Genomic DNA, 24,531 nt, shown 5'->3' with positions numbered 1-24,531 from the left:
GGCAGGGTGCTGGCACGGCCGGACCGGGTGAACCGGGTCGCCGGCGCCGCCGAAGTCGCCTGCCCTGGAAGGAGTGCCGCCCATGTCGGACGTCCCGGAGAACGTGCTGCTGCCCGCCGGGGGGTGGCGGCTGTGGGAGCACTTCGCTTTGCGCGGCCCCGGCTTCCCGGCGGAGGGCGTGCTGCGCATGGCACCGTCCCAGCTGGCCCTGGCCGCCGACAAGTTCGGCCCGGACGACCGGTTGACCGGTCCGGAGTGGGAGGACTTCGCCGAGGCGTACGACCTCGCCGCGGTCGACACCGCCCGGTTGCTCCAGGAGATCGCGGCGATGCCGCGGTTCCGGGCCGCGGTGGCGTGGCAGAACCCGGCGGTGCTGCGGACCGGCATCGAGCCGTTCCTGAACTGGACGCCGACCGTGGCCGGCCGCACCAGCATGCCGCGCCAGCGCGAGGAGCTGGTGGCGCACTACTGGCAGCGGTTCTGCGTGAAGAACGACACGATCGGCTTCTTCGGCCCGGTCGGCTGGGGCCGGTGGAACCTGGCGAGCCGGGGTGTCGCGGTCGACCCGGGCACCGGGTTCCTCGCCGACTCGCGGGTGTACTTCGCCAGTTGGGCGATCGACGCGCTGGCCAAGGCGCTTGCCGAGGACCCGGCGCTGATGGCGTGGATCCCGCCGGTGCGGGTGTCCTTCGTCGGCGTGGTGGACGGCGAGGTCCGGCTGCCCGGCCGCCGCCCGCAGGAGATCACGCCCGAGGACCGGGCCGTGCTCGACCTGTGCGACGGCACCCGGACGGTCGCCCGGATCGCCGAGACCCTGGGCGCCGACCCGGAGCGGACCGAGGAGGCGGTGCGCCGGCTGGTCGGCCGCCGCTGGGCGCACTGGCGCCTCGACCTGCCCGCCGGCACCTACCCGGAGCGCGAACTGCGCACCGTACTGGAGCGGGTGGGCGATCCGGCGGTGCGTGAGCCGGCGCTCGCCAAGCTGGCCGTGCTGGAGCGCGGCCGCGACGCCGTCCAGGCCGCCGGGCTGGACGCCGAGGCGCTCACCGCGGCGATCGGCGCGCTGGAGGCGGAGTTCGCGGCGCTGACCCGCACCGACGCCCAGCGCGCCAAGGGCGCCCGCACCGCGCCGTGCCGCGGGCTGGTCTACTCCGACAGCCGGCGCGCCGCGACCGCCACCGTCGGCACCGCCCTGCTGGCCGAACTCACCCCGCTGGAGCAGTGCCTGACCGCCGCCCGGTGGATGACCAACCGCTTCGCCGAGCAGGTCACCGCCCGGGTCGGCGCGGTGTACGAGCGGCTGAAGGCGAACGGCCGGGTCGACCTCGGCACGCTCTGGCTGGAGTGCCTGCCCTCCCCGTACCCGCAGGCCGGCGCCGACCTGGACGCGATCCAGGCCGAGCTGCGCGCCAAGTGGGGCCGGATCCTGGCCCTGCCGGAGGGTGCGCGCCGGGTGCGGATCTCCTCCGCCGAGATCGCCGAGCGGGTCCGGGAGGAGTTCGAGGAGCCGGGCGCCGGCTGGTCGCTGGCCCGCTACTTCAGCCCCGACGTCCTGCTGGTGGCGGACGGCCCGGAGGCGGTGGAAGGCGGCGACTTCGACCTGGTGCTCGGCGAGATGCACTGCGCGCTCAACACCATGGGCGCCTCGCTCTTCGTCCACCAGCACCCGGACCGCGAGGAATTGATCGCCGAGACCACCCGCGACTTCCCCGGCCCGCGGCTGCTGCCGATGCTGCCCAAGGAGCTGCCGCTGAAGTGGTCGACCCGCAGCCGCCCCTCGCTGGACCGGCCGCAGGACCACGTGGTCGCCCTGGTCGACCAGACCGGCGACCCCCACCGGCCGCGCACCGCGCTCAGCGCCGACGTCACGGTGGAGGAGCGGGACGGCGCCCTGGTCGCGGTGCTGCCCGACGGCACCGCGTACCCGCTGCTGGACGTCTACGCCAACACCCTCACCCAGCGGGTGATGGACCGCTTCACCCTGCGCCCGCAGGGCGACCACACCCCCCGGATCACCATCGACCGGATGGTCGTCGCCCGGGAGACCTGGAGCCTGCCGGTCGAGGCGTTCGCCTTCGCCGAGGAGAAGACGGAGGCGGGCCGCTTCGTCCGGGCCAGGAACTGGCAGCGCGAACTCGACCTGCCGCGCTTCGTCTTCGTCGTGTCGCCGGCCGAACCCCGGCCTTTCTACGTGGACTTCGAGAGCCCGGTGTACATCACCATCCTCGCCAAGGCGATGCGCCGGCTGGCCCGCAAGGACCCGGCCGCGCGGGTGAAGGTCAGCGAGATGCTGCCGACCCCCGAGCAGGCCTGGCTGACCGACGACGAGGGCCGCACCTACACCTCGGAGCTGCGCTTCGTCGCCGTCGACCAGACGGCCGTGCCCTCCCTGCCCGTGCCCGCCGCGACGGAGGCGTGATGCGCACCTTCGTCGACGACCTCCTCGCACACGCCGAGCGGACGCCGGACCGGACCGCCCTCACCACCCCGGACGGCGAGCTCTCCTACGCCGAACTCGGCCACCGCATCACCGCGTTGGCCCGCACCCTGCACGCCGGCGGCGCCCGCGCGGAGCGGGTCTGCGCGGTGGCGGTCACCCGCGGCGCCGACGCCGTGGTCGCCATGGCGGCGGTGCTGCACGCCGGGGCGGCGTTCCTGACCCTGGACGTCGAGCAGCCGCCCGCCCGGCTGGCCGCCCTGGTCCGCAGCGGCGGCGCCGACCTGCTGATCACCACCGCCGCGCTGGCCGAGCGGCTCGAACTGCCCGTCCCCGGACCGGTGGTGCTGCTCGACGAGCATGCCGACCACGACCACGACGCAAGCCCCACGGGACCGTCCGGGCCGGACGCGCTGGCGTACGTCAGCCACACCTCGGGCTCCACCGGTGAGCCGAGCGCCGTCCTGATCGAGCACCGCGGACTCGACTCCTACCTGCGCTTCGTCGCCCGCGACTACGGCCTCGGCCCCGACACGGTCGCCCTTCAGGTCGCCCCGCTCGGCTACGACGCCTCCATCCGCGACACCTTCGCCCCGCTGCTGGCCGGCGGGCGGTTGGTGATCGTGCCGCGCGGCGACCTGCTGCGGCCGGAGAGCTTCGGCGCCGCCGTCCGGACCCACGGGGTGAACACGCTGCTCAGCGTCACCCCGTCCTTCCTCACCTTCCTGGCCGGTCAGCCCGACCCGGCCCGGCTGCTCGCCGGGGTGCGGTTGGCGGTCTCCAGCGGCGAGTCGCTGCGGCCGTTCCTGGCCGCCGGCGGCCGGGCGTTGATCGACGGCGCCCTGGTCAACCAGTACGGCCCGACCGAGTGCACCATGACCTCCACCCGCCACCGGGTGGCCGGTGAGCCGGACACCGCCGCCGACGTGGTCGGCACGCCGGTCGACGGGGTGGTGGTCCGGTTGCTCGACCCGGCCCTCGCGCCGGTGCCGGAGGGCACGACCGGGGAGGTGTACATCGGCGGGGTGGGCGTCGCCCGCGGCTACCGCGGCCGCCCGGCCCGGACCGCCGAGCGCTTCGTCCCCGACCCGCTCGGACCGCCCGGCAGCCGGCTCTACCGCACCGGCGACCTGGCCGCGGCCGGCCCCGACGGGCTGCGCTACCTGGGCCGCGGCGACCGCCAGGTCAAGATCCGCGGCTACCGGGTCGACCCGGCCGAGGTGGAGGCCGCCTTGCTCACCCACGCCCGGGTGACCGGCGCGGTGGTCACCGCCGCCACCGACACCCAGGGCCGGGTGTACCTGGTCGCCCACGTCACCGGCGCCCTGGCCGACACCACCGACTACGAGCTGCGCACCCACCTGGGCCGCACCCTGCCGCCGCACCTGATGCCGCGCCGGATCGAGCGGCTCGCCGAACTGCCCGTCAACCGCAGCGGCAAGGCCGACCGCCGGGCCCTCGCCGAAGCCGGAGGAATCCGATGACCGCCCCCGTCGCCGAACTCACCCCGGCCGAGGTCACCCCCGCCGACGTCCGATCGGCGGCCGAGCGGATCGCCGGGCACGTCCGCCGCACCCCCGTACTGCCGATCCTGCCCGGACTGCTGCTGAAGGCCGAACACCGGCAGTACAGCGGCTCGTTCAAGCTGCGCGGCGCCGCCAACGCGGTGCTCGCGCTCGGTGCCCGGCGGATCGTCACCGGCTCCTCCGGCAACCACGGCATCGCGCTGGCGGGCCTGGCCGGACCGCTCGGCATCCACCTCACCGTGGTGCTCGCCGCGGGCGCCAACCCGGCCAAGGTCGGGCTGATCGAGGCGCTCGGCGCCGAGACCGTCACGGTGACCGGGGGAGTGGCCGAACGGGAGCTCCGGGCCCGAGAGCTGGCCGAGTTGACCGGCGCCGTCCTGGTGCCCTCCTCCGACCACGCGCTGATCGTCGCCGGACAGGGCACGGTCGGCCGGGAGATCCTCGCGGACGTCCCCGAGGCGGACACGGTGTACGTGCCGACCGGCGGCGGCGGACTGCTGGCCGGTGTCTGCCTCGCCGCCCACGGGCGCCCGGTCCGGGTGGTCGGCGTCGAACCCGCCACCACGCCCCGCTACGCCCGCTCGCTGGCCGCCGGCCGCCCGCTGCGGCTGCCGCCCAGCGCGACGGTCGCCGACGGGCTGCGCGGACAGCAGCCCGGCACCGTGACCTACCCGATCATCCGGGACCGGGTCGACGAACTGATCGCCGTGACCGACACCGAGATCCTCGCCGCCGTCGACCTGCTCGGCCGCCACGGCGTCGAGGCCGAACCCAGCGGCGCGGTCGCCCTGGCCGGCGCCCTGCGCGCCCGGCGCGACGGCCGGGCCACCCGGACCCGCCCGGCGGTCGCCGTGGTCTCCGGCGGCAACACCGCCGCCGCCCTGCACGCCGCCGCCGCCCGCTGCCGCCCGCCCGTCCGGGCCTGACCGCCGACGCGCGTCCCGCACTCCGAAACCCCGCACTCCCGCACCTGCGCCACCCCGACCACCCGCCACCACCCTCCCGAGGAGCTCCCGTGACCACCACCGCCCGTACCACCACCGACCTGCTGGTCTCCGTCTACCGCGAGGTGCTCGGCATCGACGACCTCGACCGCGACAGCGACTTCTACGAGGCCGGCGGCGACTCGCTGAGCGCCTTCCAGATCACCGGCCGCCTCCAGGAGGCGCTGGGTGTCGAGGTGCCGGTGTCGCTGGTCTTCGCCTACCCGACGCCGGCGGACCTCGCCGACGTCGTCGAGTCCGACTTCGTCGAGGCCTGAGGGAGCGCGCCGTGACCGACACCTACCTGCCGGGCGGCCGCTGGCGGCTGTGGGAGCAGTTCGCGCTGCGCGGACCGGGCTTCCCCGCCGACGGGGTGCTGCGGCTGGCCCCGGCGGGGCTGGCCGAGGCCGCCGACAAGTTCGCCCCGGACGAGCAGCTGGGCGGCGAGCGCTGGTCCGAGTTCGCCGGACTGTTCGCGGACGCGGCCGTGGAGACCGCCGAGGCGCTGCAGGACATCGCCCGGACCCCGGCCTTCCGCGAGGCGGTCGCCTGGCAGAACCGGCCGGTGCTCGACTCCGGCGTCACCCCGTTCCTGAACTGGACGCCCACCGCCGCCGGCCGCACCAGCATGCCGCGCCAGCGCGAGGAGCTGGTGGCGCACTACTGGCAACGGTTCTGCGTGAAGAACGACACCATCGGCTTCTTCGGCCCGGTCGGCTGGGGCCGCTGGGACGGCGCCGTCGACGGCGTGGAGATCAGGCCCGGCACCGGGCTGGTCGCCGACTCCACCGTCTACTGGGCGAGTTGGGCGATCGACGCACTGGCCGCGCTGATCGGTGCCGACCCGGCCGTCCGCGGCTGGGTGGCTCCGCGCCGGGTGCCGTTCGTCCGGCTGGACGGGCTGCTGGTCACCGTACCCGGCCGCCGGCCGCAGGCGGTCACGGCCGAGGAGGCGGCCGTACTGAGCCGGTGCGACGGGGTGCGCACCGCGCTGGGGATCGCGGCCGAGCTGCCCGGCACCGACGTCCCGGGCGTACTGGAGGAGCTGGTGGCGCGCCGCTGGGCCCAGTGGCGGCTGGAGATCCCGGCCGGCACCCACCCCGAGCGCGACCTGCGGGCATGGCTGGAGCGGATCGGCGACGACGCGGTCCGGATCTGCGGACTGGCCGCGCTGGACGCCCTGGAGGCCGGCCGGGCCAGAGTCGGCGCGGCGGCCGGCGCCGAGGCAGTGGTCGCCGAACTGACAGAGCTGGAGCAGGCGTTCGTCGCACTGACGGACACCGCCGCGGTCCGCGAGAAGTCGTCCGGGACGGCGCCCTGCAGGGCCCTGGTGTACGCGGACTGCCGCCGCTCGGCCACCGCGCTGCTCGGCCCGGCGGTGCGCGACGCCCTGGCGCCGCTGGAGCCGCTGCTCACCAGCGCCGGCTGGCTCACCGCTCGCCTCGCCGAGGCGGTGCTGGCCGGGGCCCGCCCGGTGTACGACCGGCTGGCCGCCGAAGGACCGGTGGACCTGGCCGCCTTCTGGTTCGCCTGCATGCCGGTGCTGCACGGGGACGCCCGCCGGGCGGCCGGGGAACTGCAGCAGGACTTCCGCGACCGCTGGGCCCGGATCCTGGCGCCCGCGCCCGGGGAGCGGCGGATCGACCTGCCGCTGGAACGGATCGCGGACGGCGTCCGCGAGCAGTTCGGCGGCCCGGGCGGCGGCTGGACGGCCGCCCGCTACCTCAGCCCCGACGTGATGATCGCCGCCGAGGGGCCGGACGCGGTCGCCCGCGGCGCGTTCACCCTGGTGCTGGGCGAACTCCACCTGGCCTCCAACACCCTGGGCGCCTCGCTCTTCGTCCACCAGCACCCGGACCGCGCGGAGCTGCTCGCCGAGACCACCCGGGACCACCCGGGACCGCGGCTGCTGCCGCTGCTGCCCAAGGAGCACCGCTCCCGGCTGTCCGCCCGGGTGAAGTACGCGCTGACCCGGCCCGAGGACTACCAGGTCGCCCTGGTCGACCTGACCGCCGACCCGGCCCGGCCGCGCACCGTGCGCAGCGCCGACGTGGCGGTGGTCGAGCGGGACGGCGAGCTGCGGGTGGTGCTGCCGGACGGCGCCGAGTTCCCGGCCGTGGACGTGTTCGCCCATGTACTGACCACCCTGGCGATGGACCTGTTCCAGGTGCTGCCGGAGGGCGACCACACCCCGCGGGTGACGGTCGACCGGCTGGTGGTGGCCCGGGAGACCTGGCGGCTGCCGGCCGCGGCGGCCGGCTTCGCCACCGAGAAGGACGAGGGGCGGCGCTTCGTCCGCGCCCGCCGCTGGCGCGAGGAGCACGGCCTGCCCCGGTTCGTGTTCGTGGTCTCGCCCACCGAGTCCCGGCCGTTCTACGTGGACTTCGACAGCCCGGTCTACGTGAACATCCTCGCCAAGGCGATGCGCCGGCTGGCGGGGAAGGACCCGGACGGCCGGCTGGTGGTCAGCGAGATGCTGCCCACCCCCGAGCAGACCTGGCTGACCGACGACCAGGGCCGCCGCTACACCTCGGAGTTGCGCTTCGTCGCCGTCGACGAGGACTGACACTCCCCACTCCGCCGCCGCGGCGGGCCAGGACCGGTCACCCCCGGTCCGGCCCGCCGCGTCGGCGTTTTCCCAGCTCGCCGCCCCGCCCGGACCACACCGGCACGGCGCCCTGCGCACAGGGCTGCGTCTTCTTCTCTGGGGCGGGACCGCGCCGGACGGCACGCTGCTGGAAAACACGGCATGGAGGCCCACAGTGACAGCAGGCGCAGCCCCCGACGGGGCGAGGCACGGTGACACCACCCCGAAGGTTTCGTTCGCGCAGCGGCGGCTGTGGTTCCTGGACCAGCTCGCCCAGGACTCCGCCGGCTCGCTGCTCCCGCTCGTGCTCCGCCTGCGCGGCCCGCTCGACGCGGACGCCCTGGAGCGGGCGCTGACCGGCGTCGTCGACCGGCACGAGGTACTGCGCACCCGGTTCACCGCGGTGGCCGGCGAGCCGGTGCCGATGGTGGACGCCCCCGGCGGGGCGGTCCTGGAGCGGGTCGAGGCGGGCAGCGCCGAGGAGCTGTTCGACCGCGAGCTGGCCCGGCCGCTGGACCTGGCCGCCGAGTACCCGATCCGGATGACGCTGGGCCGGCTCGGCCCCGAGGAGCACCTGCTGCTGGTGGTGGTGCACCACATCGCGATCGACGGCTGGTCCTGGGACGTGCTGCTGCGCGAGGTGGCCGCCGGCTACCGGGGCGAGGACGTGCCGGCCCCCGCCCTGCAGTACGCCGACGCGGCCCGCGCCCAGCACGAGCGGCTGACCGGCCCGAGGATGGCGAAGCTGCTCGACCACTGGCGGCGGCGGCTGACCGGCGTCACCCCGCTGAGCCTGCCCACCGACCGTCCCCGGCCCCGGTTCTGGGACGGCGCGGGCGACGTGGAGCGGTTCCGGCTGCCGGCCGAGCTGGTCGCCGAGGTGGACCGGTACGCCCGCGCCCACCGCGCCACCCGCTACATGGTGCTGCTCACCGTCTACCAGGCCCTGCTGGCCCGCTACAGCGGTCAGAGCGACATCGCGGTCTGCACCACGCTGGCCGACCGCGGGCACGGCCGGGTCGCTGACCTGATCGGTCCGTTCGTCAACACCATCGTGCTGCGCACCGACCTGTCCGGCAGCCCGGACTTCCCGGCGCTGCTGGCCCGGGTACGCGGCAACGTCCTGACGGACCTGTCGCACGCCGACGCCCCGTTCGACCGGGTGGTGGGCGCGGTCGGCGGCGAACGCGACCTGTCCCGCCACCCGCTCGCCCAGGCCTCCTTCACGCTGCTCAACCAGGCCATCCAGCCGGTCCGACTGCCCGGCCTGGAAGCCGAGTTGGTCACCCCGCCGCTGCGCGGCACCGCGCTGGACGTCTTCCTCGACCTCAGCCTCGCGGCGGACGGCTCCGTCATCGCGCTGCTGCAGTACGCCACCGCGCTGTTCGACGCCGACACCATGCGCGGCTTCGGCGAGGCGTACGTGGCGCTGCTGCGCGCCCTGCTGGCCGACCCGGCCACCCCGGTCCGGGAGTCGGCCCGCCGGGTGGTGCCCCGGGCCGGCGACCGGCCGGCCGAGGAGTGGAGCCGCGCCGCCGACCGCCCGGCAGGTCCCGCGCCCGCCGTCGCGTTCGCCGGCGAGCCGCAGGCGGTGGCCCTGGTCTGCGGCGAACGGACCGTCCGCCACGGCGAGGCGGACGCGCTGGCCGGCGGCCTGGCCAGGGAGCTGGCCGCGGCCGGGGTCGCGCCGGGCCGGCCGGTCGGCGTACTGGTGCGGCGCGGGATCTGGTCGGCGCTGGCACCGGCCGCGGTCTGGCGGGCCGGCGGGGTGTACGTCCCGCTGGACCCCGAACTGCCGATGGAGCGGCTGCGGTTCATGGTCGAGGAGGCCGGCGTCGGCTGCCTGGTGAGCGACCCGGCGACCGAAGGACTGGCCGCGCTGCTCGGCCCGACCGTCCGGGTGGACACCGTCCGCCCCGACCCGGCGGGGCCGCGGCACACCCCGGACCCGGCGGAGCTGGCCCACGTCATCTTCACCTCCGGCTCCACCGGCCGGCCCAAGGCGGTCGGCGTCGAGCACCGCGCGCTCGCCTCGCACGTGGCCGCCGCCCGGGCCCGCTACCGGATCACCGCCGAGGACCGGGTGCTGGCCTTCGCCTCCTTCTCCTTCGACGCCTCGCTCGACCAGCTGCTGCCGGCGCTCACCTGCGGCGCCCGGGTGGTGATCCGCCCGGACGAGCCGTGGCTGCCCAGCCAGCTGCCCGAGGTGGTCGCCCGGTACGGCATCACTGTGCTCAACGTGCCGCCCACGTACTGGACCGAGCTGGCCTTCGCCCTGGACCGCGGCTCGGCCGCCCGGCTGGCCGGCCTGCGGCTGCTGATCCTCGGCGGCGAGGCGGTGCCGGTCGGCGCGCTGGCCGCCTGGCGGGCCGCCGTGCCGCAGGTGCGGGTGGTCAACGCCTACGGGCCGACCGAGACCACCGTCACCTCCACCAGCCACGAGGTGGACGGGCCGGTCGAGGACCGGGTGCCGATCGGCCGCCCGCTCGGCGGCCGCCGGGTGTACGTGGTGGACGAGCAGGACGAGAGCGTTCCGGTCGGCGTCCCCGGCGAGCTGCTGATCGGCGGCGAGGAGGTCGCCCGCGGCTACCTGGGACGCCCGGCGCTGACCGCCGAGCGCTTCGTCCCGGACCCGTTCGCCCCCGACGGCGGACGGCTCTACCGCACCGGCGACCTGGTCCGCTGGCTGCCCACCGGCGAGCTGGAGTTCCTCGGCCGCCGGGACGACCAGGTCAAGCTGCGCGGCTTCCGGATCGAACTCGGCGAGGTGGAGGCGGTGCTGCGCGCCCACCCCGGCGTGGTCGCCGCCGCCGTCAGGCCGGACGCCCGCACCGGGCAGAGCCTGGCCGGCTACGTGGTCGCGGACGCCTTCGACCCGGCCGCCCTGCGCGCCTGGTGCGCCGAGCGGCTGCCGCACTACGCGGTGCCCGCCGACTGGGTCCGGCTGGAGGCGCTGCCGGTGTCGGTCTCCGGCAAGCTGGACCGGGCCGCGCTGCCCGACGCCCACCCGGACCGGGCCGCGAGCGGCGCCGACTACACCGCCCCGCGCGACGAGACCGAGCGGGCCGTCGCCGAGATCTGGGCCGATGTGCTCGGCGTGGAGCGGGTCGGCATCGACGACGGCTTCTTCGACCTCGGCGGCCACTCGCTGCTGGCCACCATGGCGGTCTCCCGGGTCGCCGAGCGGCTCGGCCGCGAGGTCGAACTGCGCACCCTGTTCGAGAACCCGCGGATCCGCGACTTCGCCCCGGCGGTCGCCGCCGCCCGCCGAGCGGCCGGCGCCGCGGTCGTCCCGGTGGACCGCTCCGGGCCGCTGCCGCTCTCCTTCGCCCAGGAGCGGCTGTGGTTCCTGGACCGCACGTCGAGCGTCGGCGACGAGTACGTGCTCTGGTACGCCTGGCGGATCCGCGGCGGCCTCGACCGGGCGGCCTGGCAGCGCGCCCTGGACGGGGTGGTCGACCGCCACGAGGTGCTGCGCACCGCCCTGGTCGAGGTGGACGGCCGCCCGGCGCAGCAGGTCTGCGACAACCCGGGCGTCCCGCTGGAGTGGCGGCCCGCACCGGAGGGCGCCGATGCGGCCGCCCGGCTGGCGGCGCTCCGCCCGGCGGCGGCCGCGCTGGCCACCCGCCGCTTCGCGCTGGACCGGCCGCCGCTGCTGCGCTCCGGCGTGTGGGAGCTGGCCCCGGACGACCACGTCGCGCTGGTCTCCTTCCACCACGTGGCCACCGACGGCTGGTCCAAGGACGTCTTCCTGGCCGAACTGGCCGCCCACTACCGGGCGGCGCTCACCGGCGAGCCGCCCGCACTGCCGGAACTCGCGCTGCAGTACGGCGACTTCGCCCAGTGGCAGCGAGACCGGGCGGAGAGCGGGGCGCTGGACGCCCAGCTGGAGCACTGGGCCGGCGCCCTGGCCGGCGTCCCGGTGCTCGACCTGCCCGCGGACCGCCCCCGCCCGGCCGCCCGGACCGGCCGCGGCGGCGCCGTCGAGGTCGACTTCCCGGCCGAACTCGGCAACCGGGTAGAGGAGTTCGCCCGTGAGCAGGGCGCCACCCGGTTCATGGTGCTGCTGGCCGCCGCCCAGCTGGTGCTGGCCCGCTGGAGCGGGCAGCACGACCTGGCCGTGGGCACCCCGGTGGCCGGCCGCGGTCGCACCGAGCTGGAGGGGCTGATCGGCTTCTTCGTCAACACCGTGGTGGTGCGCACCGACCTCACCGGCGCGCCCGGCTTTGCCGAGCTGCTGCGCCGGGTGCGCGCCACGGTGCTGGGCGCCTTCGACCACCAGGATGTGCCGTTCGAGCGGGTGGTGGAGCGGCTGCGCCCGGAGCGGGACCTGTCCCGCAACCCGCTGTTCCAGGTGATGGTGGACGTCCAGGAGAGCGCCGCCGGCACCTGGACACTTCCCGGGCTGGACACCTCCGCCTTCGAACTCCCCTGGGGTTCGGCCAAGTTCGATCTGACCGCGACCTTCCTGCGGTCCCCGGGCCGGTTCGCGCTGAACGTCGAGTACGCCGCCGACCTGTTCGACCCCGCCACCGCCGTCCGCTTCGCCGAGCAGGTCGGCCGGGTGCTGTCCGCGGTGCTGGCCGACCCGGACACGGCCGTCGACCGCGTCGACCTGCTGGCCGCGGCCGAACGCGCCGACCTGGTCGCCACCGCCGGGACCGACGCCGCGCCCGCCCCGCTGTTCACCCTCGGCGGCGAGCCCGACGCGGTGGCCCTGGTCTGCGACGGCCGCAGCGTCGACTACGCCGAACTGGACGGACTCACCGGCGGCCTGGCCGCCGCCCTGACCGCCGCCGGAGCGGGCCCCGGCAGCGCGGTCGGCGTCTGCCTGGGCCGCGGCGTCTGGTCGGTGGCCGCGATGGCCGCGGTCTGGCGGGCCGGGGCGATGTACGTCCCGCTGGACGCCAAACTGCCGGTCGAGCGGCTGCGGTTCATGGTCGAGGAGGCCGGCGTCGGCTGCCTGGTGGTCGACGCCTCGACCGCCGACCGGACGGCCGGGCTCGCCCTACCGCAGCTCGCCGTCGAGCAGGTCCGGCCGGCGCCCGACGCGCCGCGGCACACCCCGGACCCGTACGAGCTGGCGTACACCATCTTCACCTCGGGCTCGACCGGCCGGCCCAAGGCGGTGGGCGTGGAGCACCACGCGCTGGCCGCCCATGTCGCCGCCGCCCGCGAGCAGTTCGGCCTGACCGCCGGTGACCGGGTGCTGACCTTCGCCTCGCTCTCCTTCGACGCCTCGCTGGAGCAGATCCTGCCCGCACTGAGCTGCGGCGCCCGGGTGGTGGTCCGACCGGACGACATCTGGACGGTGGAGCAGCTGGCCGAGCGGGTCGCGGCCGAGGGCGTCACCGTCATGGAGCTCACCCCCTCCTACTGGGAGGAGCTGGTGGCCCGGCTGGACGCGGTGGCCGGCTCGCTGGCGAGCCTGCGCCTGCTGGTCACCGGCGGCGAGGTGCTGCCGCCCGGACCGCTGGAGCGCTGGTTCGCCCACCTGCCCGGCGTACCGGTGGTCAACACCTACGGCCCGACCGAGTCGGTCATCTCCGCCACCGCCCACCGGGTCACCGCCCCGGTCGAGGGCCGGGTGCCGATCGGCCGGCCGCTGGGATCGCGCCGGGCCTACGTGGTGGACCCGGGCGGCGACCTCGCCCCGATCGGAATCCCCGGAGAACTGCTGGTCAGCGAACCCGAGTTGGCCCGCGGCTACCTGGGCCGCCCGGCACTGACCGCCGAGCGCTTCGTGCCGGACCCGTTCGGCGCGGCCGGCGGCCGGCTCTACCGCACCGGCGACCTGGTGCGCCGACTCGCCTCCGGTGACCTGGAGTTCGTCGGCCGCAGCGACGACCAGGTGAAGATCCGCGGCTTCCGGGTCGAGCCCGGCGAGGCCGAGGCCGTGCTGCGCCGCCACCCCGGGGTGCACGCCGCCGCCGTGCTGGTCCGCGAACTGCGCGGCGAGCGCGCCCTGGTGGGCTACGTCGCGGGCAAGGGGCTGTCCGCCGAGGCGCTGGCCGCACACTGCCGGGCCCACCTGCCGGGCTACCTGGTGCCCGCCGCCCTCGTCCTGCTCGACGCGCTGCCCCGGACCGTCCAGGGCAAGCTGGACACCGCCGCCCTGCCCGAGCCGCAGGCACCCGAACCGACCGCCTTCGTACCGCCGCGCACCCCCACCGAGACGGTGACCGCCCAGATCTGGGCCGAGGTCCTCGGTGTCACCCGGATCGGCGTCCACGACGACTTCTTCACCCTCGGCGGGCACTCGCTGCGCGCCGTGGCGGCCGCCTCCCGCCTGCGCGCCGCCTTCGACTGCCCGATCGAGGTGCGCGACCTCTTCGAACACCCCACCGTCGAGCTGCTGGCCGCCGAGATCGAGCGTCAGCTCGTCGAACTGATCTCCGCGATGAGCGACGACGAGATCGACCTCTCCCTGACGGTGGACCACCGAGACTGAGATTGGACGGATGACGTCATGACCACTTCGGAGATCATGCCCGAGCAGGGCCGGGCCACCCGCCCGCCGGCCGCTCTCTCCCCGGCCGCCCGCCGCCTGCTGGAGCAGCGCCTGCGCGGCCGGGCCCAGGCCGCCCCGGCCGGCATCCCCCGGCTCGACCCGCGCCCCGAGCAGACCCCGCTCTCGGCCGCCCAGCAGCGCCTGTACTTCCTCGACCGGCTCGACCCGGGCGCCGCCACCTACCTGATGCCGGCCGCCTGGCGGCTGACCGGCCCGCTCGACCTGGCCGCCCTGGATGGCGCGGTCGCCGACCTGGTCGCCCGGCACGAGCAGCTGCGGGTGACCTTCCCCGACCGGGCGGGCGTCCCCGCCCAGCTGGTGCACCCGGCCGGCGGAGCCGGGGTGGACCTGCTCGACCACGCCGAGGGCGAGGACCTCGCCGAGGCCGTCCGCCGACTGGCCACCCGGCCGTTCGACCTGGCCACCGAGCCCGCCTTCCGCGCCACCGTGCTGCGGCTCGCCCCGGACGACCACGTGCTGGTCCTCGCCATGCACCACATCGTCTCCGACGGGTGGTCGCTGGACCTGCTGGTGCGCGACCTGCGCGAGCTCTACCGGGCCCGCAGCACGGGCACCGCACCCGAGCTGCCCGAGCTGTCGATCGCCTACACCGACTACGCGGTGTGGCAGCGGGCCGCCGACGAGTCCGCCGACCTCGCCTACTGGCGCACCCGGCTGGCCGGCCTCACCCCGCTCGACCTGCCCACCGACCACCCCCGCCCGGCGGTGCCCTCCAGCACCGGCGCGGTGCACCGCCTCGACCTGCCCGCGGACCTCGCGGCCGCCGTGCACACCCTGGACACCACCCCGTACATGACCGTGATGGCCGCCTTCCAGGCCGCCCTGGCCTTCCACAGCGGGCAGAGCGACATCGCCATCGGCACCGTGGTCGCCAACCGCGACCGGCCGGAGACCGAGCAGCTGGCCGGGTTCTTCGTCAACACCCTGGTGATGCGCGCCGACCTCGCCGACGACCCGACCCCGGCCGCGCTGCTGGCCCGCACCCGGGAGAGCGTCCTCGGCGCCCTCGCCCACCAGGGGCTGCCGTTCGAGCGGGTGGTGGACGAGCTCAGCCCCGAGCGCGACCTGAGCCGCAACCCGCTGTTCGAGGTGCTGTTCACCCACGCCACCGCCGGCCGCGGAACGCTCGCCCTCGGCGCGGCCGAGGGCCGGCCCTTCCCGATCGACCTGACGACCGCCAAGTTCGACCTCCAGCTGGAGCTGCGCGAGCAGGACGGCGGCCTCGCCCTGCTGTTCGTCCACCGCCCCGACCTGTTCGCCCCCGCCAGCATCGCCCGCCTCGCCGAGCACACCGCCGCCCTGCTGCGCGCCTTCACCACCGCCCCCGACACGCCGCTGTCGGCCGTCGACCCGCTCACCGCCGAGGAGCGCGCCCACCTGCTCGGACCCACCGGCCCCGCCAACCGGGGCGTGCACACCGCCGAGCCGCGCACCGCCCCCGAACGGGTCGCCGAGCACATCGCCCGCACCCCGCACGCCGTCGCGGTCAGCGGCGGCGGCCGCACCCTCACCTACGCCGAACTGGACGCCGCCGCCTCCGCGCTGGCCCGGCGGCTGCGCGCCGCCGGCGTCGGCCGCGAGGACCTGGTCGGCGTCTGCCTCGGCCGCAGCGTCGACCTCGCGGTCGCGCTGCTCGGCGTCTGGCGGGCCGGCGCGGCGTACCTGCCGCTCGACCCGGCCCACCCGCGGGCCCGCCGCGAGTTCACCGTCGCCGACGCGGGCGTGGAGTGGGTGGTCGCCGACGAGACCGGCCGCGCCGCGCTGGACGGCCTGCCGGTCGGGGTGCTCCCGCTGTACGCCGAGGACGTCCCCGGGCAGCCCGGCGACGCCGAGCCCGCACCCGGCGACCTGGCGTACGTCATCTACACCTCCGGCTCCACCGGCCGCCCCAAGGGCGTCGAGCTCACCCACGCCAACCTGGCCTGGCTGCTGGCCGCCGCCGACCACCACTTCGACTTCGGCCCGGCCGACGTGTGGACCCTGGTGCACTCCCCGGCCTTCGACTTCTCGGTCTGGGAGCTGTGGGGCCCGCTGACCAGCGGTGGGCGGGTGGTGGTGCTCACCGAGGAGGAGGTGCGCGACCCGGCCGCCGTCCACGCGGTGCTGCGCGCCGAGCGGGTCACCGTGCTCAACCAGACCCCGGCCGCGTTCAAGGGACTGCGCGCCCACCTCGCCCAGCAAAGCGCCGACATCGCCGAACTGGCCCTGCGCACCGTGGTGTTCGGCGGCGACGCGTTCGACGTCAGGGACTACCGCGACTGGTTCGCCGCGCCCGGCGGCAAGCCGGACCTGGTCAACATGTACGGCATCACCGAGACCACCGTGCACGTCACGTACCGCCTGATCACCGCCGAGGACGCCGCCGCCGGCGTCCGCTCGCCGATCGGCCGGCCACTGGCCGGACAGCACGGCTACGTGCTCGACGCGGTCGGCCGGCTGGTGCCGCAGGGCACGGTCGGTGAGCTGTACGTGGCGGGCGGCGGCGTCGCCCGCGGCTACCGCGGCCGGCCCGAGCTGACCGCCGAGCGCTTCCCCGCCGACCCGTTCGCGGCGACCGGCGCGCCGATGTACCGCACCGGAGACCTGGTCCGGGTGCTGCCCGACGGCGAACTGGAGTACATCGGCCGCGCCGACCACCAGGTCAAGGTGCGCGGCTACCGGATCGAGCCGGGCGAGATCGAGACCGCCCTGCGCACCCTGCCCGGCGTCCGCGACGCCGCGGTGGTCGCCCGCACCGAGCCGCACGGCGCCGCCCGGCTGGTCGCCCATGTGGTGCTGACCGAGGGCCGCCCGCTGGACGCCGCCGAACTGCGCGACCGGCTCCGGCTCACCCTGCCCGAGTACATGGTCCCGGCGCTGTTCGTCCGGCACGCCCGGCTGCCGATCACCGCCAACGGCAAGGTCGACCGCAAGTCCCTCACCGAGGTGGCGCCCGCCGACACCGCCACCACCGGGTACGAGCCGCCGGTCGGCGCCGAGGAGAACGCGCTCGCGGCGATCTGGTCCGAGGTGCTCGGCGTGGAGCGGGTCGGCCGCGGCGCCAACTTCTTCGACCTGGGCGGCGACTCCATCATCGCCCTGCGCGTGGTCGGCCTGGCCCGCGCGCAGCACCTCGGGATCAGCGTCGCCGACCTGTTCCGGGCCCGCACCCTGGCCGACCTCGCCGCCCTGGCGAGCGCCGCCGAGGCCGCCGCCGACGGACCGGTCGCCCCGTTCTCCCTGCTGGACCCGGCCGACGCCGCCCGGCTGCCCGAGGGCCTGGTCGACGCCTACCCGCTGACCCTGCTGCAGACCGGCATGCTGCACGAGATGCTGGCCGACCCGGACCGCGGCGCGTACCACAACGTCACCGACCTGAAGATCACCGTCCCGGAGGGCTTCGACCTCGCCGCCTTCCAGGCCGCGGTGGACGCCGTGGTGGCCGGGCAGGACATCCTGCGCACCGGCTTCGACCTGATCGGCTTCGGCGAGCCGCTGCAGCTCGTCCGTCCCGAGGCGACCCTGCCGGTCGGCTACACCGACCTGCGTGCGCTGCCCCGCGAGGAGCAGCGCGCGCACCTGCGGACCTTCGTGGAGCGGGAGTTCGCCCACCGCTTCGACCTCGCGGCCGCCCCGCTGGTCCGCATCCACCTGCACCACCTCGCCGACCACGAGCTGCGCCTGGTGCTCACCGACTGCCACGTCGTCCTCGACGGCTGGAGCCTCACCTCGCTGGTCGCCGACCTGCTCGACCTGCACCGCCGGATCGTCACCCGCGGCGAGGCACCCGCGCTGCCCGCCTCGCCGCGGTTCGCCGAGTACGTCGCCCTGGAGCGGGCCGCCCTGGCGAGCGAGGAGGGGCTGAAGTTCTGGACCGAGCGGCTGACCGAGCAGCGCCCGGTGCGCTTCACCCGGCGCGGCGCCGGCTCGCCGGCGGGCGGCGGCATCCACGAGGTGCGCCGCTCGTACGCCGCCCTCGCCGAGCCGATCGGCCGGCTGGCCACCCTCGCCGGGGTGCCGCGCCGCACCGTGCTGCTGGCCGCCTTCCACCACGCCGCGGGCCTGTTCGCCGAGCCGGGCACCCCGGCCGGGCGCCACTCGATCGGCCTGGTCACCAACGGCCGGCCCGAACTGCCCGGCGCCGACCGGATGCGCGGACTGTTCCTCAACAGCGTGCCGTTCGGCCTCGCCTCCACCGGGCGGACCTGGCGGGAGCTGCTGCGCGAGGTGTTCACCGCCGAGCAGGACCTGATGCCGCACCGCCGGGTGCCGCTGGCGCACCTGGCCCGGCTGCGGCCCGAGGAGCCGGCCGTGGTCGAGGTGCTGTTCAACTGGATCAACTTCCACCGGCTCTCCGGCGACACCTGGGACGAGTCCCAGGAGATCGCCCGCACCATGTTCCCGCTCAACATCAACGTGAGCGTGGAGTCCTTCACCATCGACGCCGACACCGCCTGCGTCGACCCCGCCACCGCCGAGCAACTCGCCGACGTGGTGGTCGGACTGCTCGCCGCGATGGTCGCCGACCCGGACGCGGCGGTCACCCGGCCCGCGCTCACCGGCGAGGCCCGCCGGATCGCGCTGACCGACTGGGCGCGCGGCCCCGAACGCGCCAACAGCCCCGACGCCTTCCACGAGCTGTTCCACGGCCACGCCCTGCGCACCCCCGACGCACCCGCCGTGGTCCACGGCGGCCGGACCGTCGGCTACGCCGAACTCGACTTCTCCGCCGACCGGTTGGCGGCCCGGCTGCGCCGGCTCGGGGTCGGGCCCGAGGTGATCGTCGGCATCTGCGCCGACCGCGGACCCGACCTGGTGCGCGCCGTCCTCGCCGTCCTCAAGGCCGGCGGCGCCTTCCTCCCGCTGGACCCGCAGCACCCCACCGACCGCCTGGCCTACGTGGCCGGCGACAGCGGGATGAAGGTGCTGCTCACCCAGGAGCCGCTGCTCGGCCGGGTACCGTTCGACGGCACCGCGCTGCTGCTCGACGACGGCGGCGACGGCGGCGACACCAGCACCGGCACCCCGACCACCCCCGTCGACCCCGGCACCGGACCGCAGTCCACCGCGTACGTGCTCTACACCTCCGGCTCCACCGGCCGCCCCAAGGGCGCCGCCGTGCCGCACCTGGCGCTGACCAACCTCATCCACGGCCAGCGCGACGTCTGCCGGCCCACCGCCGCCGACCGGGTGCTGCAGTTCGCCGCCTGCACCTTCGACGTCTTCGTCAGCGAACTCACCTGGGCCCTCGCCAACGGCGCCCGGCTGTGCACCGCGCCCCGCGAGGCGCTGATGCCCGGCCCGGACCTGGTCGCCACCATCGACCGCCACGGCATCACCGCCGCCGCCCTGCCGCCGAGCACCCTCGCCGTCCTGGCGGGCGAGGACCTGCCCACCCTGCGCACCATCGTCACCGGCGGCGAGGCCCCGACCGCGGCCATGGCCGACGTGTGGTCCGACGGCCGCCGCTTCGTCAACTCCTACGGCCTGACCGAGACCGCGGTCTGGTCCTGCGCCGAGATCTGCCGGGTCGGCGCCGGCCTGCCGCCGATCGGACCGGCCATCCGCAACACCCAGGTGTACGTGCTCGACGCCGACCTGGAGCCGGTCCCGGTCGGCGTGCCCGGCGAGATCTGCCTCGGCGGCGACGCCGTCGGCCAGTACTACCTCAACCGGCCCGCGCTGACCGCGCAGACCTTCGTCCCCGACCCGTACGGCGGCCCGGGCCGGCGCCTGTTCCGCACCGGCGACCTGGGCCGCTACCACGCCGACGGCTCCATCGAGTTCCTCGGCCGCCGCGACACCCAGGTCAAGCTGCGCGGCTACCGGATCGAACTCGGCGAGCTGGAGCACGCCCTGCGCGAACTGCCCGAGGTGGCCGAGGCCGTGGTGCTGCTGCGCCGCGACCTGCCCGGCGACCCCGCCCTGGTCGCCTACGTCGTCCCCGAACCCGGCGCCGCCCCCGACGCCGAGGCGATCCGGCAGGAGCTGCGCACCCGGATGCCGGTCTACATGGTGCCCGCGCGCTTCGTCTTCCTCTCCGAGTTCCCGCTCAACAGCAGCAAGAAGGTCGACCGCGGCCGGCTCCCGCTGCCCGACGAACGCTCCGACGTGGACGCCGAGTTCACCGCCCCGCGGACCCCCACCGAGCAGGCCGTGGCCGAGGTCTGGCAGGCCGCCCTCGGCCTGCCCCGGGTCGGCGTCCACGACGACTTCTTCCGGATCGGCGGCAGCTCCCTGTCCACCGTCCGGGTCTGCGCGATGGCCGCCGCCCGCGGCCTCACCCTCACCGTCCGCGACCTGATCGAACTGCCCACCGTGGCCCAGCTCGCCGCCCGCCTCGACGCCGCGGCCGGCGCCGCACCCGCCGAGGTGGTCTCCGAGGTACGGCTGCGCGAGGGCACCGGCGCCCCGCTGTGGTGCGTCCACCCCACCGGCGGCAGCGCCGCCTGGTACGTACCCCTCGCCCGCGCCCTGCCCGCCGGCCGGGCCGTGCACGCCTTCCAGGCCCGCGGCCTGCTCGGCGGCGTCGACCCGACCACCGTCGAGGGCATCGCCGCCAACTACGCGGACGAGATCGCCGCGCACGGCGGCGACCGGCACGAGCTGCTCGGCTGGTCCATGGGCGCCAACATCGCCCTGGAGATGGCCGGCCGGCTGCACGACACCGGCCACACCGTCGCCCCGCTGGTCCTGATCGAGCCCTACCTGCCCGGCCCCACCGCCCGCGCCAAGCTCGCCGCGGTCGGCCGCGAGATGGAGCGGGCCCTGCGCCTGCGCGACCGGATCCGCACCCTGCCCCCGTCCGACGCCCGCACCGCGACCATCGCCGAACTCATCACCCTGCTGCTGGCCGCCGGAATGAGCCGCAGCGAGGCCGACCTGGTCGCCGACGCCCCGATCGAGGTCTGGCACTCGCTGCTCACCGCCCTCGCCGGGTACGAGGTGCGGCCCTACCCGGGCCACATCCACCTGGTGGTCGGATCGCACGTCGCGGGCCTGCCGGCCGGCGAACCGATGCCCGAGACGGACGTGGACTTCCCGACCTACGTCCGCCGCTGGCACGAGGTGGCGCTCGGCGGGCTCACCGTCCACGTCAGCGACGGCGACCACATGTCGATGCTCGCCGAACCCCGGGTCCACCAGCTCGCCGAGCTGCTCACCACGATCACCCAGGAGGCCCGGCGATGACCCTCACCGCCACCCGCTTCACCGAGCGCTACCTGCTCGACCCGGCCGTCAACGCCGACCCGTACGGCTACCTCAACTCCCTGCGCGAGCACGCCCCGGTGTACTGGAGCGCCATGCACCGCGCCTGGCTGGTCACCGGCTACGACCAGGTGATGCGCTGCCTGCGCGACCCCGCGGTCTCCGCCGACCGGGTCCGCCCGCTGATGGACGCGGTGCCGCAGGGCGCCCGCGAGGACGCCGAACGCGCCTTCGGCATCCTCTCCCGTTGGATGGTCTTCAACGACCCGCCCAACCACCGCCGGCTGCGCCAGGTCTTCCAGGAGCAGTTCGCCGCCCGCGCGGTGTCCCGCTACCGCACCTTCACCGAGCGGGCCACCGGCGCGATGCTCGCCCGCAAGGCCGCCCCCGGCCGCGGCGGCGACCTGTGGACCGACATCGCCAAGCCGCTGCCCGCCCTGGTCTTCGCCCGCTGGCTCGGCGTCAGCCCCGCCCACGGCCCCTCCTTCTGGTACTGGAACGCCAAGGTCGCCGACCTGGTCCTCGGCGTCGCCCAGGACGAGGCCGAGTACCGCACCTCGCTGCAGTCCCTGGTCAGCCTGGAGGACTACCTCGGCAACCTGGTCACCGAACGGACCGCCGACCCCAAGGACGACCTGATCAGCTCCGTGCTGGCCGGCGGCCGGATCGGCGACACCGTCACCGAGCAGGAGTTCACCGGCATGCTCACCCAGATGGCCTTCGCCGGCGGCGAGACGACCAGCAACCTGATCGCCAACACCCTGCTCGCCCTGCTCCGCGACCCCGCCCTGCTCGCCGCCGTCCGGGCCGAACCCGCCCTGGTCGAAGCCGCGGTGGAGGAGACCCTGCGCCTCGACGGCCCGTCCAAGATGTCGATCCGCAACGCCGCCCGCGACTTCGACCTGGACGGGCACACCGTCCGGGCCGGCGACCGGATCTTCCTGGTCACCGCCGCCGCCAACCGCGACCCCGAGCGCTTCCCCGACCCGGACCGCTTCGACCTGCACCGCGAGGGCTCCACCCACCTCGGCTTCGGCTTCGGCGCCCACTTCTGCATCGGCGCCGCCCTGGCCCGGCTGGTGGCCGGCGTGGTGGTCGGCGTCCTGGTCCGCGACTACCCGGGCCTGGCCCTGGACACCCCGGCCCTCGGCTGGCAGAACTCGCTGCTCAACCGCAGCCTCACCGCCCTGCCCGTCCGCTACTGACCGACCGACCCCGCACCCGCCCGCGGGCGGGCCCACCACCGGGCCCGCCCGCGGGCCGCCCCGACGAAAGGTCAGACGATGGCGACCACCACCCTGCCGGCCGCCGGCCCGCGACTGTGGGCCCCCGCCCGGCACCGCTCCTTCCGCCTGCTGTGGCTCGGCCAGTCCCTCTCGCTGCTCGGCGACGGCTTCAGCTACGTCGCGTTCTCCTGGATCACCCTCACCCTCACCCACTCCACCCTCGCCCTCGGCTACGTCCTCACCTTCCAGGCCGTCCCGCGGGCCCTGCTCACCCTCGTCGGCGGCTCCCTCGGCGACCGCTTCTCGCCCCGCACCCTGATGGCCTGGTCCAGCGGCGTCCGCGCCGTCCTGATGGCCGGGATCGGCCTGGCCGGCCTGTCCGGCTCGCTCACCGCCTGGATGCTCTGCGCGGCCGCCGCCGGCTTCGGCACCGTCGACGCCTTCTTCCAACCCGCCCGGGTCTCCGTGCTGCCCTCCATCGTCGACAGCGAACTCCTCACCCAGGCCAACGCCCTGCTCGGCACCGGCAGCCGCCTCGCCGCCGTCCTCGGCCCCGCCCTCGGCGGCGTCGTGGTCGCCGTCTCCGACGCCCCCGCCGCCTTCCTGGTCGACGCCGTCTGCTTCGCGCTCTGCAGCCTCTGCGTCTCGCTGATCGCCGCCGGGCCGCGCACCGCCGCCGCTCCCGACAGTCCTGACGCCACGTTGGGCGCCCGGATCCGCGAAGGCATCCGCTTCACCTGGGCCGACCCGCGGCTGCGCACCATGCTGGCGATCGACACCGCCGTCAACTTCTGCTACGCCGGACCGTTCACCGTCGGCTTCGCCACCCTCGCCCGCACCGCCCTGCACGGCGGCTCCACCACCCTCGGCCTGCTCAATGGCGCCCTCGCCGCCGGCGCGATCCTCGGCACCCTCACCGGCGGCACCGTCGCCGGGCGCCCCCGGGTCGGCCTCCTGATCGCCGCCCTGGCCGGCTGGCTGGCCGTCGGCATGGGACTGCTCGGCCTCCTCGACAGCGCCCCCGCGGCGGTCGGCACCGTCCTCGCGATGGGCTTCGGCATCGGCTTCCAGGGCGTCTTCGGCCTCAGCTGGCTGCAGCGCAACGTCCCCCAGCACGTCCTCAGCCGCGTCATCTCCGTCGACATGGTCGTCGGCTACGCCGCCGCCCCCGCCTCCCTGATCGCCTGCGGCGCCCTCGCCCGCACCGACATCCGCCTCGTCTTCACCGCCACCGCCGCCCTCCTCGCCCTCACCGCCCTGGCCGTCCTCACCTCCCGCGCCACCCGTGCCATGCAGTGACCCTCCTGGGGGCGCGAGGAACTGCGCGCGGCGGAAGGCTCCCGCCGTAAGGCCGTTCGCGGGGCAGCCAGTTGCTCGCCCGGTCGGTGTGCGGACAGCGCTCTCCCGCCTTCGCGGACTGAAGAGCTCGGGCCAACCCCCGGGGGCGCGAGGAACTGCGCGCGGCGGAAGGCTCCCGCCGTAAGGCCGTTCGCGGGGGAGCCGGTTGCTCGCCCGGTCGGTGTGCGGGCAGTGCGCTTCCGCTTTCGCGCAGTTCCCCGCGCCCCTGAAGAGTTGGGGCCAACCCTGGGGGCGCGAGGAACTGCGCGCGGCGGAAGGCTCCCGCCGTAAGGCCGTTCGCGGGGGAGCCAGTTGCTCGCCCGGTCGGTCATCGGGCCCCCGCTGGTACCGGCGATGGTCTCCACGCTGACAGGCACGGGACCGGCGGTCCACGGAGGATTCAGGCAACGGTTGGCAGCGAAGCGGAGAGCGCGCACAGCGCCGCCCGGTTGATCACCCCCGTCTTGGTGATCAGGCTCGCGATGTGCTTCTCCACCGTTCGGGGCGAGATGTACAGCCGGTCCGCCACGTCCTTGTTGCCGAGTCGTTCGGCCAGCACCACGAACACCTCGTACTCCCGGACCGTCACCCCCTGGGCCCGCAGGACCTCGGGTATCCGGCTGGTGCCGGTGCGGTGCTGGTGGACGGGGGCGCCGAGGCGGCGCAGTTCGGCGCGGCAGGCGTTGGCGACGGCGGGGACGTCCTGCTGGTGGA

General features: G+C 75.6%; 10 protein-coding genes. 9 read left to right on the top strand and 1 reads right to left on the bottom strand.

From position 1 onward, the window contains the following. Positions 1–82: 82 nt before the first annotated feature. From FHR36_RS25795 to FHR36_RS25755, 9 genes are all read left to right on the top strand, one after another. The gene (locus tag FHR36_RS25795; protein WP_253800798.1) at positions 83–2,419 is read left to right on the top strand and encodes a lantibiotic dehydratase; all 2,337 of its coding nucleotides are present in this window, start codon (positions 83–85) and stop codon (positions 2,417–2,419) included. Beyond that, complete coding sequence (locus FHR36_RS25790) at positions 2,419–3,921, top strand: amino acid adenylation domain-containing protein (RefSeq protein WP_253800796.1); 1,503 nt, start codon at positions 2,419–2,421, stop codon at positions 3,919–3,921. The genes FHR36_RS25795 and FHR36_RS25790 overlap by 1 nt, the downstream gene beginning before the upstream one ends. Further along, positions 3,918–4,889 (top strand): threonine ammonia-lyase, encoded by a 972-nt coding sequence (locus tag FHR36_RS25785; RefSeq protein ID WP_253800793.1) that lies wholly within the window; start codon positions 3,918–3,920, stop codon positions 4,887–4,889. Before FHR36_RS25790 ends, FHR36_RS25785 begins: the two co-directional genes overlap by 4 nt. Before the next feature lie 89 nt (positions 4,890–4,978). Beyond that, positions 4,979–5,224 (top strand): acyl carrier protein, encoded by a 246-nt coding sequence (locus tag FHR36_RS25780; protein ID WP_253800790.1) that lies wholly within the window; start codon positions 4,979–4,981, stop codon positions 5,222–5,224. A gap of 11 nt (positions 5,225–5,235) precedes the next feature. Continuing rightward, positions 5,236–7,512 (top strand): lantibiotic dehydratase, encoded by a 2,277-nt coding sequence (locus FHR36_RS25775; protein WP_253800788.1) that lies wholly within the window; start codon positions 5,236–5,238, stop codon positions 7,510–7,512. A 196-nt stretch (positions 7,513–7,708) separates the two neighbouring features. Next, the gene (locus FHR36_RS25770) at positions 7,709–13,984 is read left to right on the top strand and encodes a non-ribosomal peptide synthetase (protein ID WP_253800786.1); all 6,276 of its coding nucleotides are present in this window, start codon (positions 7,709–7,711) and stop codon (positions 13,982–13,984) included. Positions 13,985–14,002: 18 nt separating this feature from the next. Further along, positions 14,003–21,235 (top strand): non-ribosomal peptide synthetase, encoded by a 7,233-nt coding sequence (locus tag FHR36_RS25765; RefSeq protein ID WP_253800784.1) that lies wholly within the window; start codon positions 14,003–14,005, stop codon positions 21,233–21,235. After that, on the top strand, positions 21,232–22,458 hold the full coding sequence (locus FHR36_RS25760) for a cytochrome P450 (protein WP_253800782.1): 1,227 nt from the start codon (positions 21,232–21,234) through the stop codon (positions 22,456–22,458). Before FHR36_RS25765 ends, FHR36_RS25760 begins: the two co-directional genes overlap by 4 nt. A 78-nt stretch (positions 22,459–22,536) precedes the next feature. Then, positions 22,537–23,778, top strand: coding sequence for an MFS transporter (locus FHR36_RS25755; protein WP_253800780.1), 1,242 nt, complete (start codon positions 22,537–22,539; stop codon positions 23,776–23,778). A 439-nt stretch (positions 23,779–24,217) separates the two neighbouring features. Here the strand turns inward: FHR36_RS25755 and FHR36_RS25750 are convergent. Next, positions 24,218–24,531: helix-turn-helix domain-containing protein (locus FHR36_RS25750; RefSeq protein ID WP_253800778.1), on the bottom strand; the 314-nt coding region annotated here is incomplete at its 5' end.

It is taken from the genome of Kitasatospora cinereorecta, from assembly GCF_024172095.1.
Taxonomy (GTDB): Bacteria; Actinomycetota; Actinomycetes; order Streptomycetales; family Streptomycetaceae; genus Kitasatospora; species Kitasatospora cinereorecta.
This window is presented reverse-complemented; position numbering and strand designations above follow the sequence as displayed.

Coding starts and splice junctions, on each gene's coding strand:
- FHR36_RS25795 (WP_253800798.1), top strand. CDS start 83: ATGTCGGACGTCCCGGAGAACGTGCTGCTGCCCGCCGGGGGGTGGCGG.
- FHR36_RS25790 (WP_253800796.1), top strand. CDS start 2,419: ATGCGCACCTTCGTCGACGACCTCCTCGCACACGCCGAGCGGACGCCG.
- FHR36_RS25785 (WP_253800793.1), top strand. CDS start 3,918: ATGACCGCCCCCGTCGCCGAACTCACCCCGGCCGAGGTCACCCCCGCC.
- FHR36_RS25765 (WP_253800784.1), top strand. CDS start 14,003: ATGACCACTTCGGAGATCATGCCCGAGCAGGGCCGGGCCACCCGCCCG.
- FHR36_RS25760 (WP_253800782.1), top strand. CDS start 21,232: ATGACCCTCACCGCCACCCGCTTCACCGAGCGCTACCTGCTCGACCCG.
- FHR36_RS25755 (WP_253800780.1), top strand. CDS start 22,537: ATGGCGACCACCACCCTGCCGGCCGCCGGCCCGCGACTGTGGGCCCCC.